This is a genomic window from Rhodoferax sp. RT4P68 (assembly GCF_056521305.1).
On the sequence record NZ_JBWMBB010000008.1, the window covers coordinates 223,076 to 238,265 of the forward strand.

Here is a 15,190-nt window from a genome sequence, read left to right on the forward strand (position 1 = left end):
GGGCATGGCCCCCATGTACCCGCGTCTGCGCGCCCCCGCCTGCGCCTCCGCCAGGTCGGCCCGCGCTGCGGCGTGACGCTGACGACGCATGTCGTTCGCCGCGCGCCTCAGCCCGCCCGGCACCCCGCATACGCATCCATCCCGCGCTGGTAGAGCGAGGTCTGCACCCCCGCCAGGCCGAGCATCGAATGGAACAGGTGGTCGTGCGTCACGCGCACCTCGGCGCGTGCGCGCACGCACTCCATGGCCACCCCACTGTGCCTCTCGAAGCCGGGCGACAGCCAGGTGATCCAGGGCACGTGCTTTTGCGTGTCCGGCGCGATGGCGTAGGGCAGGCCGTGCAGGTACAGGTTGTTCTCACCCAGGGATTCGCCGTGGTCGGCCACGTAGAGCATGGCCGGGTCGTAGGTGGCTGCCTGCGCTTTCAACCAGCCGATGGCGCCGGCCAGCACCTGGTCGGTGTAGACGATGGAGTTGTCGTAGGCGTTGACGATCGCCTCGCGCGAACACTGCTGCAGGTCGTTGCCCGTGCATTCGGGCTGGAAGCGCTTGGCCGCAGTCGGCGAGCGCTCGGCATAGGCCGGGCCGTGGCTGCCCATCGGGTGCAGCACCAGCACCACGCCGCGCGCGCGGCGCTCTGCCGGCAGCGCGGCGATGCGCACGTCCAGGTCTTTCAGGAGGATGCCGTCCAGGCACTGGCCGCCGCGGCACAGCTGCGGGTCGGCCAGCCGCGCCGTCTCGACGCTGGGCACGCGGGCGCACACGCCTTTGCAGCCGGATTGGTTGTCCAGCCACAGCACAGCCAGGCCGGCATGCTGCAGCACGTCCAGCAGGTTCTCGTATTCGCCGCTGCGCGCTTCGAACGCCGTGCGTCCCAGGTGCGAGAACATGCACGGCACCGAGGCGGCCGTGCTGGTGCCGCAGGACCAGGCGTTGTGGAAGCTGGCCACCCCCTCGCGCGCCAGTGCGGGCGTGGTGTCGCGGGCATAGCCGTTCAGCCCGAAGTTGCCGCTGCGGCCGGTCTCGCCCAGCACCAGCATCAGCAGCGGCGGGCGTGCCGTGGCGGGGGCCAGATGCCCGTCCAGACCGATGGTCTGCAGCGGCCCGGGCGGGCGGCGCAGCGGCTGGGCCGCCAGGGCGCCGGCCGCGTAGACCGTGTTCAGCGGGTTGACCAGATAGCGCAGCGACTTGTGGTTGCGCCAGTTCGCGGCCAGCGGCTGGTAGCTGACCAGCAGCGTGGTGGCCAGCACCGCCAGCGCCACAGCGGCCAGCGCCAGGTTGCGCCCGGCGCGCTGCGGCCAGCGGCCATAGCGCAACGGCCTGCGCCAGACCAGTGCTGCCGGCAAGACGCCCAGGCCGCCCAGCGTCAGCGCGAACGACCACGACAGCAGGTCGCCCGCCTCATGCACATCGGTCTGCAGCACATTGGTCAGCATGGCGGCGTCGATGGCAATGCCGTAGCGCCACATGAAGTGGCAGCCGGCCGCAGCGACCAGCAGCAGCGCGATCAACGCCGGCTTGAAGCTCCAGCGCCACAGCAGCAGGCTGCCGACCAGCACCAGGATGGCGGCGACGCACACGCCCAGCGCCAGGGCGAACATGCGCCCACCCGGCGCCTGCAGGATGGACATCGCACGCAGCGCGCGCCACAGCGCCGGGTTGCAGGGGCCGGCCATCCAGACGCTGCACAGCACCAGCATCACGGTTGGCGACTGCGCCAGGTGGCTCCATCGCGTGGGCGCTGCCGCTTGCGGCGCTGCGGCGGCCTGCGGCGGGGTGGACCAGACGGCGCTCATCGCTCACCCCCCGTCGGCGCTTGCGCAGCGATGCGCTGCACATGGCCAGGCGAGGCGCCCGATGCGCCCGCCACGGCGCATGCCGTGTTGGCGGCCGGCCCCATGACAACCGGCGCCGGCGCCAGCCGCCGCCACAGCGCGTCCAACCCCATGGCCACGGCGCACGCGATCCAGCCCGACCACAGCGTGTGGCTCATGAAGTGGGCGCCACGCAGTTGCTGGCCGACACCCAGCGCAAGCCCGGCCGCCAGGGCCACGCCCAGCCATTGGCGCGCCAGTCTGGGCGCGGTGTCGTGCCAGGCCCAGAAGCCGCCCACGAAGGCAAAGCCAGCGCCGGCATGGCCGGCCGGGAAACAGTGCCCGCCGCCTCGGCCATGGAACAGGTCCACCCAGTGCGAGCGGTAGGCGGCCACGCCACCGAAGTCGGCCAGGTGCCAGTGGCAATCGGTGCCGCTGGTGGCCTTCACCACGCCGATCGCGGCGGTGATCGCCATCGGCGTCACCGCCAGTTGCAGCCGTCTGCGCCACGCCAGCCGGCGCAAGGGTCCGACGGGCCACCAGAGCGCCAGCACCAGCGCCAAAGCCAGTGCCCAACCGGCAGTGCGCCCGCCCCGGTGCATCACCGTGGTCAGCAGCCAGTCATCGTGCAGCGCAAAGCCTGCGGGGCCGCCGGACAGGCGGCCCAGCGCCAGGTCGGCGCCCGACAGGTCCCAGGCCACGAGCGGCAGCAGGGCCAGCGCCAGCCACCGCGCAGCCCGTGCGCCAGAGGGAGAAGGTGTGTGCATGGGCGCACTGTCCCGCGTCGCCCTTAAGTTCTGCTTAACACTGGTGCGCAGAATCGGCGTATGCATCCCCCACGTTCATCGCTTCGCGTATCGCTACCCCCCGGGTGCGCGCTTCAACGCCTTCGGGCGGCCGGGAGGCGCTGAGATGCGCGTACTGGTGGTGGAAGACGACGAGGGCATCGCCCAGGGCCTGCGGGCGCACCTTGGCCGGCTGGGCTGGGCGGTGGATGTGTGCGACAGCGTGGCGCACGGATGGGCCGCGCTCAGCGCCGAGCCGTTCGAGATGGTGCTGCTCGACCTGGGCCTGCGCGATGGCGATGGCAGCACGCTGCTGCGCCGGCTGCGCCAGGGGGCTGCCGCGTGCGCCAGCGGGCGCGACACGCCGGTGTTGATCATGACGGCACGCGACCAGATCGCCTCGCGCATCGTGGGGCTGGACCTCGGCGCCGACGACTACCTGACCAAGCCCTTCGACCCCGACGAGTTGGCCGCCCGCATGCGCGCCCTGCGTCGCCGCGCGGCCGGCCGGGCGCAGCCGCAGCTGCACTGCGGCGCGCTGGCCCTCGATCCGGCGACGCGCACCGTGCAACAGGGCGGCGTGGCGGTCGATCTGTCGGCACGCGAGTTCGGCGTGCTGCTAGCCTTGTTGGAGGTGCGCCCGCGGGTGCTGTCACGCGCGCAGATCGAGGCCAAGCTCTATAACTGGAACGAGGCGCTGGACAGCAACGCCATCGAGGTGCACGTACACCACCTGCGCAAGAAGCTGGGCGAGGGCGTGATCCGCACGGTCCGCGGCGTTGGCTATTTCGCGCCCGAGTGAAATGGAACACGCCCCAGTCTGTGTGGAAACTTGACATGAAGACGTTGCGTCGTTCCCTGCTGCGCCAGCTGTTGGCCTGGTCGCTCAGCGCGCTGGTGCTGGTGTGGGCCAGCTTCATCGCGCTGGGCTACATGGCCGGCCAACATGAGGCGGATGAACTGACCGATGGCCAACTGGCGGGCGTCGCCTCGCTGCTGCTGGCGCAGGGCGGCTGGCAGTTCCGCGAGCGGACACCGGCAGCGCAGCTGTCGGGACAGCCCTTGCTCAAGAGCCACCACTACCAGCAGTCGCTCAGCGTGTTGGTGTGGGATGCGCAAGGCCAGGTGCTGGCGCGCACCGGCGAGGCACCGCTGCCGCCGTTCACGCCGGACGAAGGTTTCGCCACGCTGCAGCTCGGCCAGCCGGTCGAGGCGTGGCGCGGCTTCGCCCGTTGGGACAGCGCGGCCCGCGAGCGCAAGGTCATGGTGCTGCTGAACCTGGCCGAGCGAGACGCCCTGGCCAACGACATCGCGCTGCACGTGGCCGGGCCGGGCATCTGGCTGTTGCCGGTGGTGGCATTGCTGCTGGGCCTGGCGATCCGACGTGGACTGCGGCCGCTGTACGTGCTGTCCGACGACGTGGACGCGCTGGACATCCACCAGCCCGCGCCGCTGCGCAACGCCCACCCGGAGCGGGAATTCCAGGCCGTGGTGGCCTCCATCAACCTGCTGGCGCAGCGCTACCAGGCGGCCCTTGCGAGCGAGCGCGAACTGGCCAACGAGATGGCGCACGAGCTGCGCACGCCGCTGGCCTCCATCGTGCTGCAGACGCGTGGCCTGCGCGACACCGACAGTGTCGACGAGCGCGCCGCGCTGCTGGAGCAGCTGACGCGCGACACCGGCCGGGCCGCCCAGGTACTGGACGAGGTGCTGGCGCTGGCGCGTGCCAGCCGTGCCGAGTGGAGCGAGGTGGTGGTGGCACTGGAGCTGGGCGAGCTGGCGCGCCAGGTGGTGGCCGGCTTCGTGCCGGCCGCGCTCGAGACCGGCCATGAGCTCTCGCTGCGGGCCGACGCACCGCTGCCCTTGCGCGGCCACCCGCTGCTGCTGGAGCTGCTGCTGCGCAACCTGATCGAAAACGCGCTGCACCATACGCCGCCCGGCACGCTGGTGGAGGTGCAGGTGGACATTCAGTCACGCACGCTGCAAGTCTGTGACGACGGCGACCACCGGCCGCACCCACCGGCCGCGCCGCGCCGCGCCATCGGCGGTCTGGGCCTGGGCCTGCGCGTGGTGCGCAAGATCGCCGCCGTGCACGGCGCCCGCTTCGACGATGCGCCGCCGCCGGCGGGCTTCACGCGCTGCTGGCGGGTGGGCTTTCCGAAGGCCGCCCCGGAGGTGCCGGGCCAGGCTGAAGACGACCCTTCGGCTTCGCCTTCGGTGCGCGGCGCTTCAGGCGGCCGGGCGAGGCTCAGTGCGCTGGCGCGTCGGTTGCATCCGTGACCGGCTCGTCCGCAAAGCGCTGGCGGATCTCCATCACGCGCGGCAGGATGCCGATGAACGGTTCGGTCAGCTGCGGGTCGAAATGCTCGCCGCTCTCGCGCCGCAGCAGCGCCACCGCATCCTCGACCGACCAGGCCGTCTTGTAGGGCCGCACGCTGGTCAGCGCATCGAAGACGTCGGCGATGGCGACGATGCGCGCCTCCAGCGGAATGGCCGCCCCGGCCAGGCCGTCCGGGTAGCCCTTGCCGTTCCACTTTTCGTGGTGCCGCAACGCGATCCGACCAGCCATGCCCAGCACACCGACGCCGTGCTGGCCGATGATGTCGGCGCCGATGCTGGCGTGCGTGCGCATCACCGTCCACTCCGCCGGCGTCAGGCTCTGCGGCTTGCGCAGGATGTGGTCCGGAATGCCGATCTTGCCGACGTCGTGCATCGGCGCGGCGTGCAGCAGGTCTTCGGCGTCGCGCGCATCGAAGCCCACCGCCAGCGACAACGCCTGGGCGTAGTGGCTCATGCGCAGCACATGCTGGCCGGTCTCGTTGTCCTTGTACTCGGCTGCGCGGCCCAGCCGCTGCACGATCTCCAGCCGCGAGTCCTTCAACTCGTCCATCCGCACCAGAGACAGATGGGTGCGCACACGCGCGCGCACCACCGGTGGGCTGACCGGCTTGGTGATGTAGTCCACCGCGCCCACGTCGAAGCCGTGCGCCTCGTCGCCGGCATCGGTGAGCGTGGTGACGAAGATGACCGGAATACCGGCCGTCGCCGGGTCCGCCTTCAGCGCCTGGCACACGGCGTGGCCGCTCATGCCCGGCATCATCACGTCCAGCAGCAGCAGGTCCGGCCGGTCGGTGCGGGCCAGCTTCAGCGCCGTGGCGCCATCGCGTGCGTACAGCAGTCGGAAGTCGGCCTGCAGGATGCCGCGCAGCACCTGCAGGTTGGTGGGTTCGTCGTCCACGAGCAGCAGCTTGGGGCGGCGGTCGGCGGGGGCTGAGAGCGAGATCATGTGCCGTGCGGTGTGGGCGCTTCGAGGCTGTCGCGCAGTGCGCCGACACACGCGATGGCGCGCTGGAAGTCGAAGTTGTCGATCGCGTCCAGCAGGGGTTGGACGGCATCGGGCGGCAGTGCCTCGCTGAGCTGCTGCAGGGCGTCCTCGTCCAGCGCATGGCGCGACAGCGCGCGCTGCAGGACGTCCAGGTCGGCGTGCACGCTGCCGTGGTCCAGCCATGCGGATCGGGTGGGGCCGGTCAGCGGCCCGTGCGCGGTGCTGCCGCTGCCCAGCGGCAAGGCCTCGGCCACGGCCTTCAGCTGCGCCACCACGGCCTGCACGGCGGGCCGTGCGGCGCAGGTGTTGCGGGCGCGGGCGGCGCGTTCCAGCGCCTGGGCCGCCAGGTGCAGGCTGGCCAGGGCCAGGTTGCCGGCCGCGCCCGAGATCCGGTGCGCCAACGCGCCCAGCGCGAGGTGGTCTTCCTGCGCCAGGCACTCGTGCAGCACGCGCGCCGTCTCGCCCTGCGCCGCCAGGAAGTTGCCGATCGCCGCGCGCAACCGCTCCGGCGTCTGCCATAGCGCGAGGCCCTGCAGCCAGTCGATGGTCTGGCTGGGCGGCGCCTGCATCACTGCGGCGGTCAGCAGGCCGGGCACGGTGGCAATGGCCGACTGCATGCCCAGTGCGCGGGCGATCTCCGCGAACAGCAGGGCCGGCACCACCGGCTTGGTGGCAAAGCCGTCCATGCCGGACTTCAACGCGGCGCGGCGGTCGGCTGCCTGCACGCTGGCGGTCAGCGCGATCACCGGGGTCGGCGTGCGGCCCTGCTCACGCTCCAGCGCGCGCAGGGCGCGCGTGGCGTCCAGACCGTCCATCTGCGGCATGTGCATGTCCATGAGTACGGCGTCGAACCGGTTCTCGCGCAGCAGGTCCATGGCCTCGTGGCCGTTGCGCGCGCTGTGCACCCGGTGGCCCTCGGCCTGCAGCAGCAGCTCCAGCAGCTCGATGTTCTGCGGCACATCGTCGGCGACGAGGATGTCCAACGGCGGCAGCCATATGGCGGGGGCGTCGTGCACCTGCTGCGGCGCCTGGCCGTGCGCCAGCGGCAGGTGCACCTCGAAGCGGCTGCCGGCACCGACCTGGCTGTGCACCGCGATGCGACCGCCCATCAGTTCGGTCAGCTGGCGTGCGATCGTGGTGCCCAGGCCCGTGCCGCCGAACTGGCGCGTGATGGTGGCGTCGGCCTGCGCGAAGGCGTCGAAGATGCGCTCGACGCGGTCGGGCGCAATGCCGATGCCGGTGTCGACGATGGCGATCACGGTCGAGGATGCGCGCTGCCGCACCTCGATCGTGACGCCGCCCTGTGCGGTGAACTTGATCGCGTTGCCAACCAGGTTCACCAGCACCTGCTGGATGCGCAGCGCATCGCCCCGGTAGAACTCGGCCTGTGCGGCCGGGTAGTCCAACACCAGCTCCAGGTCTTTCTTCTGGGCCGACAGGCGCATCGCGGCGGCCACTTGCTCGCACAGCACGCGCAGCGAGAAGTCCTGCACCTCCAGCTCGACCGCGCCCTTCTCCAGCTTGGCCGTGTCCAGGATGGCGTTCAGCAGTCCCAGCAGCGACTGCGCTGCGTTGCGCACTGTCTCCAGGTGGCGCCGCTGCGTGGGGGCCAGCGCGGTGACCAGCAGCACGTCGATGAAGCCCAGGATGGCGTTCATCGGCGTGCGGATCTCGTGGCTCATGTTGGCCAGGAACGAGCTGCGCGCTGCGGCCGCCTGCTCGGCCCGCGCCTTGGCCTGGCGCAGTTCGCGCTCCATGGTCTTGCGCAGCGTGACGTCGGTCTCGAAGGCCATCACCTTGACCAGTCGGCCGCGCGTGTCGAACACCGGGTTGTAGCTGCCCTGCACCCAGATCTCGCGCCCACCGGCGCGGCCGGCCTTGCCCAGCAGCCGGAACTCGCCTGCCACGATCTCGCCACGGCGCAGCGCGGCGAAGTTGCGTTCGTACTCGCCACTGGCGATCAACTCGGGCGGCAGCACGCTGCGCAGCGGCTGGCCGACCAGTTCGCCACGCGCGTAGCCGACCATGGCCAGGTAGTTGTCGTTGGCCCGCAGGATGCGGCCGTCCGGTGCCACCTCCAACACCGCGAGTGCGCCGTCCAGCGCCGTCGCCACGGTTTCGAACTCGGCATTGCGCAGCCGGGCCTCGGTCACGTCCAGCATCACGCCGTCCACCCACTGCAGTTCACCGTGGGCGTTGCGCACGCCGCGCGCGGTCTCGCTGATCCAGCGCTCGGCGCCGCCGCGCTGGCGGATGCGGTATTCCACCGCGTAGGGCTGGTCGCGCGCCAGCGCCTGCGCCATGGCATCGGCCACGTGCGGGCGGTCAGCGGGCAGCACCAGGTCGTCGTGGCGCAGCCGGCCCTCGGTGAACGCGGTGGCCGCCCAGCCGGTCAGCGTCTCGATGCGGTCGCTGACGAACAACATGCGCGCCTGCGCGCGGGCCTCGCTGCGAAACGCCACGCCGGGCATGTTGTCGATCAGCGCGCGGTATTGCGCCTGGCTGCCCTTGAGCTTCTGCGCCAGCCGGTAGTGGCGCAGCACGGCCTGCACGGTGACGGCCGCCGCGCCGATCACCACGGCGACCACGGCGATGCACAGCGCCAGCACCAGGTGCGAGTCCTGCGCCGGGTCGAAGGCCGGGTCGGTCTCGCCCATGAACCTTGCCGCCGCCATGCCGGTGTAGTGCATGCCGGCGACCGCCAGCCCCATCACCACACCGGCCAGCGCGCGTGTGAAGCGCTGGCCCAGTCGTGCGTGCCCCTCCAGCCCGAACCGGATCCACAGCGCCAGCACGGCCAGCCCCATGGCCACGCCGATCGAGGCGATGAACCACCAGAGGTCGAACATCAGCTGCGGTGCCGTCTGCATGGCCAGCATGCCGCCGTAGTGCATGGCGCCGATGCCCGCGCCCACCAGCACACCGCCCAGCGCCAGCTGGCCGTTGGTGATCTGCGGGCGCGCCAGCATGTGCAATGCCACCGCCGAGGCCGCCAGGCTGGGCACGACCGAGAGCAGGGTGATGCCGGGGTCGTAGTCGACATCGGCGCACAGCTGGAACGCCACCATGCCGATGAAGTGCATCGCCCAGACACCGGCTGCCAGCGAAATGGCCCCGGTGCCCAGCGCCACCTGCCGGTTCAGGCCGGCCGGCGCACGGCGCGCCTCGCCGGCCAGTTGCAGCGCCACGCTGGAGGCGGCCATCGCCACCACCAGCGAGAGCGTGACCAACCAGGGGTTGTAGGCACCGGCCACGAGCTGCGAGGGCGCAGGCTCCTGCAGCAGGAACCAGCGCCCCAGGCCTGCGTACAGCGTCTTTTCGTCCATCAAATGGGCAACTAGGATTATTCCTAAGCAGATTCTTCTTTGGACATGGTCGCTGGTTGCGCGAATTCCCTATGTGCAGCACCGCACAGATTGCGGCTTGCGCGCGCCGGTTGTCGCAGTGGTGTGACGGGTTTGGCGGGCCTGACAGGGTGCGCGCCCTTGACGGGGGCGCTGCGGCCCCGCGCGCAGGCGTGCTTACCCCAGCCGTCGTGTGGCCCGATCGGCCGGCTCGGGCTGGCCGTACAGGAAGCCCTGGGCCGCGTTGCATCCGCATTCGGTCAGGAACGCGATCTGCGCCTGGGTCTCCACGCCTTCGGCCACGACCTGCAGCCCCAGGCCGTGGGCCAGCGCGATGGTGGCATGCACGATGGCGGCGTCGTCGCGGCTGTCGGGCAAGGCGCGCACGAACGAGCCGTCGATCTTGATCTCGTCGATCGGGCAGTGCCGCAGGTAGGCCAGCGAGGAGTAGCCGGTGCCGAAGTCGTCCAGCGACAGGGCCACGCCCAGGGCCCGGATCTCGTGCAGCAGGCCGATCACATGGTCGCCCTCGGCCATCGCCGTGGATTCGGTGATCTCCAGGCGCAGCAGGTGCGACGGGATGCGCGTCTCGTGCAGCGCCCTGCGCACCACCTGCACCAGGTCACCGTTCATGCACTGGCGGCCCGACACGTTCACGGACACCGGCGTGGGCGGCAGCCCGGCCTGCAGCCAGGCGGCGACCTGGCGCGCGGCCTGCAGCACGGCCCAGGCGCCGATGTCCAGGATCAGGCCCGACTCCTCGGCCACGTGGATGAAGTCCACCGGCTGCAGCAGCTCGCCCGGCCTGCGCTCCCAGCGCATCAGCGCCTCCATGCCCACCAGCCGCCGCTCGCCCAGCGTGTACTGCGGCTGGTAGTGCAGCACCAGCTGGTTGGCGCGCAGGCTCTGCCGCAGCTCCACCTCCATGGCCAGGCGGTCGTGCATGCGGGCGTTGATGTCGGCCGCCCAGATGTGGAAGCTGGCCTTGGGCTGGGCCTTGGCGCGGTACATGGCCATGTCGGCCTTGGACAGCAGCTCGTCGATCTGCGTGCCATCGCGCGGCACGATGACCACGCCCACGCTGCCCGCGCTGGGCAGGCGGCGGTGGTTGAATTCGGGCCCCAGTGCAATGTCCCAGGACAGCGCATCGACGATCTTGGCCGCCGCCTGCGCCGCGCCCTCGGGGCCGGCCACATCCTCCAGGATCAGCGCGAACTCGTCACCGCCCCAGCGCGCCACGGTGTCGGTGTCGCGGCACAGGTCGCGCAGCCGGCGCGCCAGCACCTTGAGCACTTCGTCGCCGGTATGGTGGCCCAGGGTGTCGTTGATGTGCTTGAAGCGGTCCAGGTCCACGAACAGGATGGCCGCCGTGCTGCCCTGGCGCTGCACGCGCGACAGCGTCAGCTGCAGGCGCTCTTGCAGCATCAGGCGGTTGGGCAGGCCGGTCAACGCGTCGTGCGTGGCGGCGTGCTCGCGCTCCTGGGCGGCGGCCAGCGCGCCCGTCACGTCGGTAAACACCAGCACCGCGCCGTCGACGCCGCCGGTGGGGCTGCGCAGCGGGTTCACGGTGGCCCGCAGCACGCGCGGGTCTTCCGGTGTATCCAGCCGCAGCAGCTCGCGCAGGTGCACGCTGTGCGCCTGGGCCATGCTGGTGGTGATGGCGATGCGCAACTGCTCATGGCTGGCGGCGTCCAGCGGGTAGGCCTCGTGTACTGACGCGCCCGCCAGGGGGTGGGGCGAGGCCTGCAGCAGCGCTGTCGGGTTGGCAAAGCGCACGGTATGGCACGGGCCTTCCACAGTCATCACCGCCTCGTCGATCGCCTGCAGCGCAGCCTGGGCGTGCTGGCGCGAACGCTGCAGCTTGCGGTTGATGGCGCGCAGCTTGCCGGCCTCCCAGAACGCCAGGGCCACCGCCAGCGCCACCAGGCTCAGCGCCGGCGGCAGCCACACGCGGCCCAGCTGCAGCAGCACGCCGCTGACGAGCACCGGCGTGGCCAGCAGCGCGGCGGCCAGCATCACGCGCACCAACGTCGGGTCGCGACCGTCCTGGCGTGGCCACAGCGCCAGGCTGCTGATGGTGGCCATCGCGAACAGCAGCGCGATCCAGGGCGGCGCCGGGGTGATCAGCCGCTGGGACTGCAAGGCATCGAAGGCCATCGCGTGCAGCGTCAGCGCCGGCAGCGGCATGTGCGCGGCAGGCGCCAGCGGCGTGGCCAGGTAGCCGCCCAGGCCGCTGGCGGTCACGCCGATGAACACGCTGCGCCCGCGCACGCGATCGGCCAGCGCCGGGTGGTCGAGCGCATCGATGAAGGGCATGGCGTCCTGCAACGCCACGCGCGGCGGAAACACTTCGTCGCGGCGCATCCAGCCGCCCGAGCGGGCAAGCGCGCTGCCCGACGCCGGCATGGCGCCGCCGCTGCCGCCTGCGCCCGGCTGGGCCAGCTGGTGCACGGCCAGTGCCAGGGCCGGCAGGTCGGGCTGGTGCAATCCGGCATGCAGGAACAGGCTGCGCGTGCGGCCATCCAGGTCGATCTCGACGTCGATGTGGCCGAGCCAGAGGTGCGCCGGCTGGTGGGCCAGCGCCGGCAGCAGTGGCGCGCTGGCGATGCTGCCGTCCGGCTGGCGGGCCGGTGACACGGCCAGTGCCACCCGGCCGTGGCGGGTCATGGCGGCGGCCAGGGCGGCGTCGCTCTCCGGGTTGGCCCGGTCGGGTTCGGCGAAGAGCACGGCAAAGCCGATGCTGCTGGCGCCAGCGTCGGTCAGCCGGTCGACCAGGCGGGCGTGCAGCGCGCGCGGCCACGGCCAGCTGCCCAACTGGGCCAGGCTGCGGTCGTCGATGGCGATCACCAACGGCGCCTGTGGCGAGGGGTGCGCGTTGGGCAACAGCAGGTCGTAGGCCAGCAGGTTCAGCCGGTGCATGCCTGCAAGGTTGGTCGCGCCGAGCACCAGCGCGGTCACCAGGCCAGCCCACCACCACGGCGCACGGGCACACCAGCGCCATAGCCGTGCGGGCCAGACCTGCCAGTCGCGCACCGGCGAACTGGGCAGCGCGGTCATAGCAGCAGCAGGGGCAGCAGCGGCAGCAGCCACAGCGCCGGTGAAGGCGGCGGCGGGGGCGGTTCTGGCACGCGAAAGCTCTGTGCCTCGCCCCAGGGCAACGCGGTGCCGTCGGCCTCCAGCGCCTGCACGCGGACCTCGTAGGCGCCGGGCGCCAGGCCCTGCAGCGTCCATTCGGGCTGGGCGGTCTGCGTCTCGCGCAGGGGCGCCTCGAAGCCGGCCTCGCCCGCCAGCTGCACGCGGTAGCCGGCAACGCCGGCAGGCGGGCTCCAACGCAGCGTCAGGGCGCCCGGTGCCCCCAGCGGCTGGCCGGGCGTGCCAGTCACGGCCTGCGCCTGCGGGCCGGGCGCGACCACCCGAAAGCCCTGAGCGTCACTGAAGGGTCCTTGCCGGGCATCGGCGTCCAGGGTGGCCACGCGCCACTGGTAGACGCCGGGCGGCAGGTCCTGATCGGGTGCGGCCTGGCCGCTGGCGTCCACCTGGCGGTCCACCAGCAGTCGGTCGTCGCCGGCAGTGCGCACTTGCAGCCGGTAGCCACTGGAACGGGCCAGCACCGTCCAGCGGAACGCGGGCCGTGCGCGCGATGTGATGCTGCCGGGCGCGGGCTCGATCTGCAGCGGCGGCACCGGCTGGGTGTGCACCTGCAGCTCGCGCTGCGCCGAGCGGCCTTCCAACCCCTGGGCGTCGACGCCGCGCACGCGCAGCACATAGCGGCCGTCGGGCAGCGCCAGGCCACGCACGCGGGGGCTTGGGCTGGTCTGGTCGGACAGCGTGACCTGGAAGGCGGCATCCGGCGCGATCTGGCTGCGGTAGCCGGCAGCACCTGCCAGCGGCGCGAACGCCAGGTCCAGCGGCAACCGCTCGGCAACCTCCGGCAGGCCGGTCAGGTCGGGCGCCGGCAGCAGCGCCACGGGCGCAGTGGGCGCCTGGCCGCGGCCGGCCACGCTGCCCTGGGCTGCCTGGGCCAGCACTGCGCCGCTGGCGTTGCCGAAGTGGACGGTGCCCTCCAGCACCTCGCTGCGCGCGCGCGGCGCGCCGTCCTCATACCAGGTGTGCACCCGAAAGCGCGTGCCGCGCACGCCCGCGATGGCAGCCGGCGTGTGGATCTCGAAGCGGCTGCCTTTCGGAGGGCGCGGTGTCACTTCGTTTTCCATGCCACCGCGCAGCAAGTCCAGCGTCACGGCGCCGGCCCGGTCCAGCTGCCTGGTGGCGGCCTGGCGCAGGCCAAGCTCGGAATCCTGCAGCAGCAGCACGCGCGAACCGTCGGCGAACTGCAGGCTGGCACTGGCGGCGCTGCCGGTTCGCAGGCGCAGCGGGGGCTGCAGCATCTCACCCAGCACCGGGGCGCGGGCGCCTGAGCCCTCGGGCAGCACGCTGACATCGCCGCTGAACGCCAGCAGGCGCACGCCGGCGGTCTCCAGCCGCAGCCAGCGCTCGGGGATGCGCACGCGGGTGCCGGGCAGCATCCGGCGTTCGTCGGCAATGCCGTTCAGCTCGAGCAGCGGCTGCGCCAGGGCCGGCGAGCGCAGGTAGCGCTGGGAGATGTTCCACAGGTGGTCGCCTGGCTGGACGGTGTAGACGAACTCCGCCGCGCGGGCCGGCAAGCACCACAGGGCCAGTGCGAACAACATCCACCACGACACGGTGTGGACGAGGGGAGATCGCAGGCGCATGGGTGCTGATCATGGGGGGTTGTGGCAACAATTCTAGGAGGCGATACCCGCTCCTCCCCCACCCGCAGCTACCGTCAGGCGGGGCTGGAGCGCAGTCCGTAGGCTTTGCCGTCGGCGAACAGGTATTCCACCCGCAGCACGGCGTCGCCCTGTTCACCCTTGAAGGTGAAGCCCACGACAGCAATGCGCGCACCGGCTTTGATCTCGGCCACCTGCCAGGCCTGCATGCGGGTCAATGGCGCCAGCTCGATCTCCCAGCGCCGGTCCTTGCGGGTGGGCACTGCAGCCTTGGCCAGCAGCGCGGCGCCGTCGATGCCGGCGGATTGGGCTGGAAGCGGGCGCTGCTTCAAGTCGGCCGGCAACGCCAGATCGGGCGGCACCTCCAGCACCAGTTCGGCGTGGGGGTTGCGCCAGCGGCTGGTGACGACCTGGCCCTCCAGGTAGACCGGCCGGTCCTGGTCGAAGCTGCTCCAGCCGTGGTGGGCCAGCGCGGGGCGGGCGCCCAGCGTGCCCAAGGTGCCCACAGTGCCGTAAGCGGCGAGTGCCGTGAAGTGGCGGCGGGTCAGGTGCATGGCAGTTCTCCTGGTGGTGGGTGGGATGGTCCGGCAACCCCGATGGCCGCGGAGCAGGCCATGCCAGGGCACCCGCGGTACTGGCTCTGCGAGGCCGTTGGGTGCGCCCCCCCTCGCGCAGCACAGGGGGTTTGGCGGAGCGCGCAGCGCGCAGACTGGGGGTGTTTCATTTCATTCAGTAAGCGATCCAGCGGCCGCAGGCCACGACGGCCAGCCACACCAGGGTGGACAGCGCCATCTGCACCTTGGCCAGCCCGTCCAGCCGGCGCAGCGAATCGCGGCCGTGGAACCACGCCGCATTGCAGCCGGCCAGCATCAAAAGGCCCATCTTGATGACGAAGATGCGGTTGGCCAGCAACTCTGCTGGCTGCGTGGCGAACATCAGCAGGCCGCTGGTGGCGATCAGCCCAAAGCCGGCGGCCGCCAGCGTGAGCGACAGCCGGGCCAGCACTTCAGGCGCCAGCGCGGCAGCGGCGCCGAAGACGCGGCATTCCAGCGCCACCAGGTTGCCCAGCAGCAGCGCGATGCCGACGATGTGCACCACCTCCAGGGCCGGGTAGGCCCAGGGGTGGCTGGCCAGCGGGGCAAAAGCGTCCATGCGCGGCATCTTCGCACCGGCA

At 71.7% G+C, this 15,190-nt stretch carries 10 protein-coding genes; 2 read left to right on the plus strand and 8 right to left on the minus strand.

Annotated features, from left to right (window positions below):
- Window positions 1–107: 107 nt before the first annotated feature.
- Both AC099J_RS18585 and AC099J_RS18590 read right to left on the minus strand, forming a co-directional pair.
- Complete coding sequence (locus AC099J_RS18585) at window positions 108–1,796, minus strand: phosphoethanolamine transferase (protein WP_479616767.1); 1,689 nt, start codon at window positions 1,794–1,796, stop codon at window positions 108–110.
- Window positions 1,793–2,581, minus strand: coding sequence for a phosphatase PAP2 family protein (locus AC099J_RS18590; RefSeq protein ID WP_479616768.1), 789 nt, complete (start codon window positions 2,579–2,581; stop codon window positions 1,793–1,795). Before AC099J_RS18590 ends, AC099J_RS18585 begins: the two co-directional genes overlap by 4 nt.
- Window positions 2,582–2,726: 145 nt before the next feature.
- Here AC099J_RS18590 and AC099J_RS18595 point away from each other — a divergent pair, with 145 nt between their 5' ends.
- The gene (locus tag AC099J_RS18595; RefSeq protein ID WP_479616769.1) at window positions 2,727–3,401 is read left to right on the plus strand and encodes a response regulator transcription factor; all 675 of its coding nucleotides are present in this window, start codon (window positions 2,727–2,729) and stop codon (window positions 3,399–3,401) included.
- Window positions 3,402–3,436: 35 nt separating this feature from the next.
- A complete protein-coding gene (locus tag AC099J_RS18600; protein WP_479616770.1) occupies window positions 3,437–4,879 on the plus strand; it encodes a histidine kinase dimerization/phospho-acceptor domain-containing protein in 1,443 nt (480 codons plus the stop codon).
- Here the strand turns inward: AC099J_RS18600 and AC099J_RS18605 are convergent.
- From AC099J_RS18605 to AC099J_RS18630, 6 genes are all read right to left on the minus strand, one after another.
- Window positions 4,848–5,885: an HD domain-containing phosphohydrolase gene (locus AC099J_RS18605; RefSeq protein ID WP_479616771.1), complete on the minus strand. Its 1,038-nt coding sequence runs from the start codon at window positions 5,883–5,885 to the stop codon at window positions 4,848–4,850. The two genes, AC099J_RS18600 and AC099J_RS18605, sit on opposite strands and share 32 nt — an antisense overlap.
- Window positions 5,882–9,250 (minus strand): MHYT domain-containing protein, encoded by a 3,369-nt coding sequence (locus AC099J_RS18610; protein ID WP_479616772.1) that lies wholly within the window; start codon window positions 9,248–9,250, stop codon window positions 5,882–5,884. The genes AC099J_RS18605 and AC099J_RS18610 overlap by 4 nt, the downstream gene beginning before the upstream one ends.
- 195 nt (window positions 9,251–9,445) lie before the next feature.
- Window positions 9,446–12,325 carry an EAL domain-containing protein gene (locus AC099J_RS18615; RefSeq protein ID WP_479616773.1) on the minus strand — a complete coding sequence of 960 codons (2,880 nt, stop codon included), beginning with the start codon at window positions 12,323–12,325 and terminating at the stop codon, window positions 9,446–9,448.
- The gene (locus tag AC099J_RS18620; protein ID WP_479616774.1) at window positions 12,322–13,998 is read right to left on the minus strand and encodes a FecR family protein; all 1,677 of its coding nucleotides are present in this window, start codon (window positions 13,996–13,998) and stop codon (window positions 12,322–12,324) included. The genes AC099J_RS18615 and AC099J_RS18620 overlap by 4 nt, the downstream gene beginning before the upstream one ends.
- Before the next feature lie 74 nt (window positions 13,999–14,072).
- A complete protein-coding gene (locus AC099J_RS18625) occupies window positions 14,073–14,570 on the minus strand; it encodes a DUF6152 family protein (RefSeq protein WP_479616775.1) in 498 nt (165 codons plus the stop codon).
- A 175-nt stretch (window positions 14,571–14,745) separates the two neighbouring features.
- On the minus strand, window positions 14,746–15,168 hold the full coding sequence (locus AC099J_RS18630) for a hypothetical protein (RefSeq protein WP_479616776.1): 423 nt from the start codon (window positions 15,166–15,168) through the stop codon (window positions 14,746–14,748).
- Window positions 15,169–15,190: the final 22 nt, after the last annotated feature.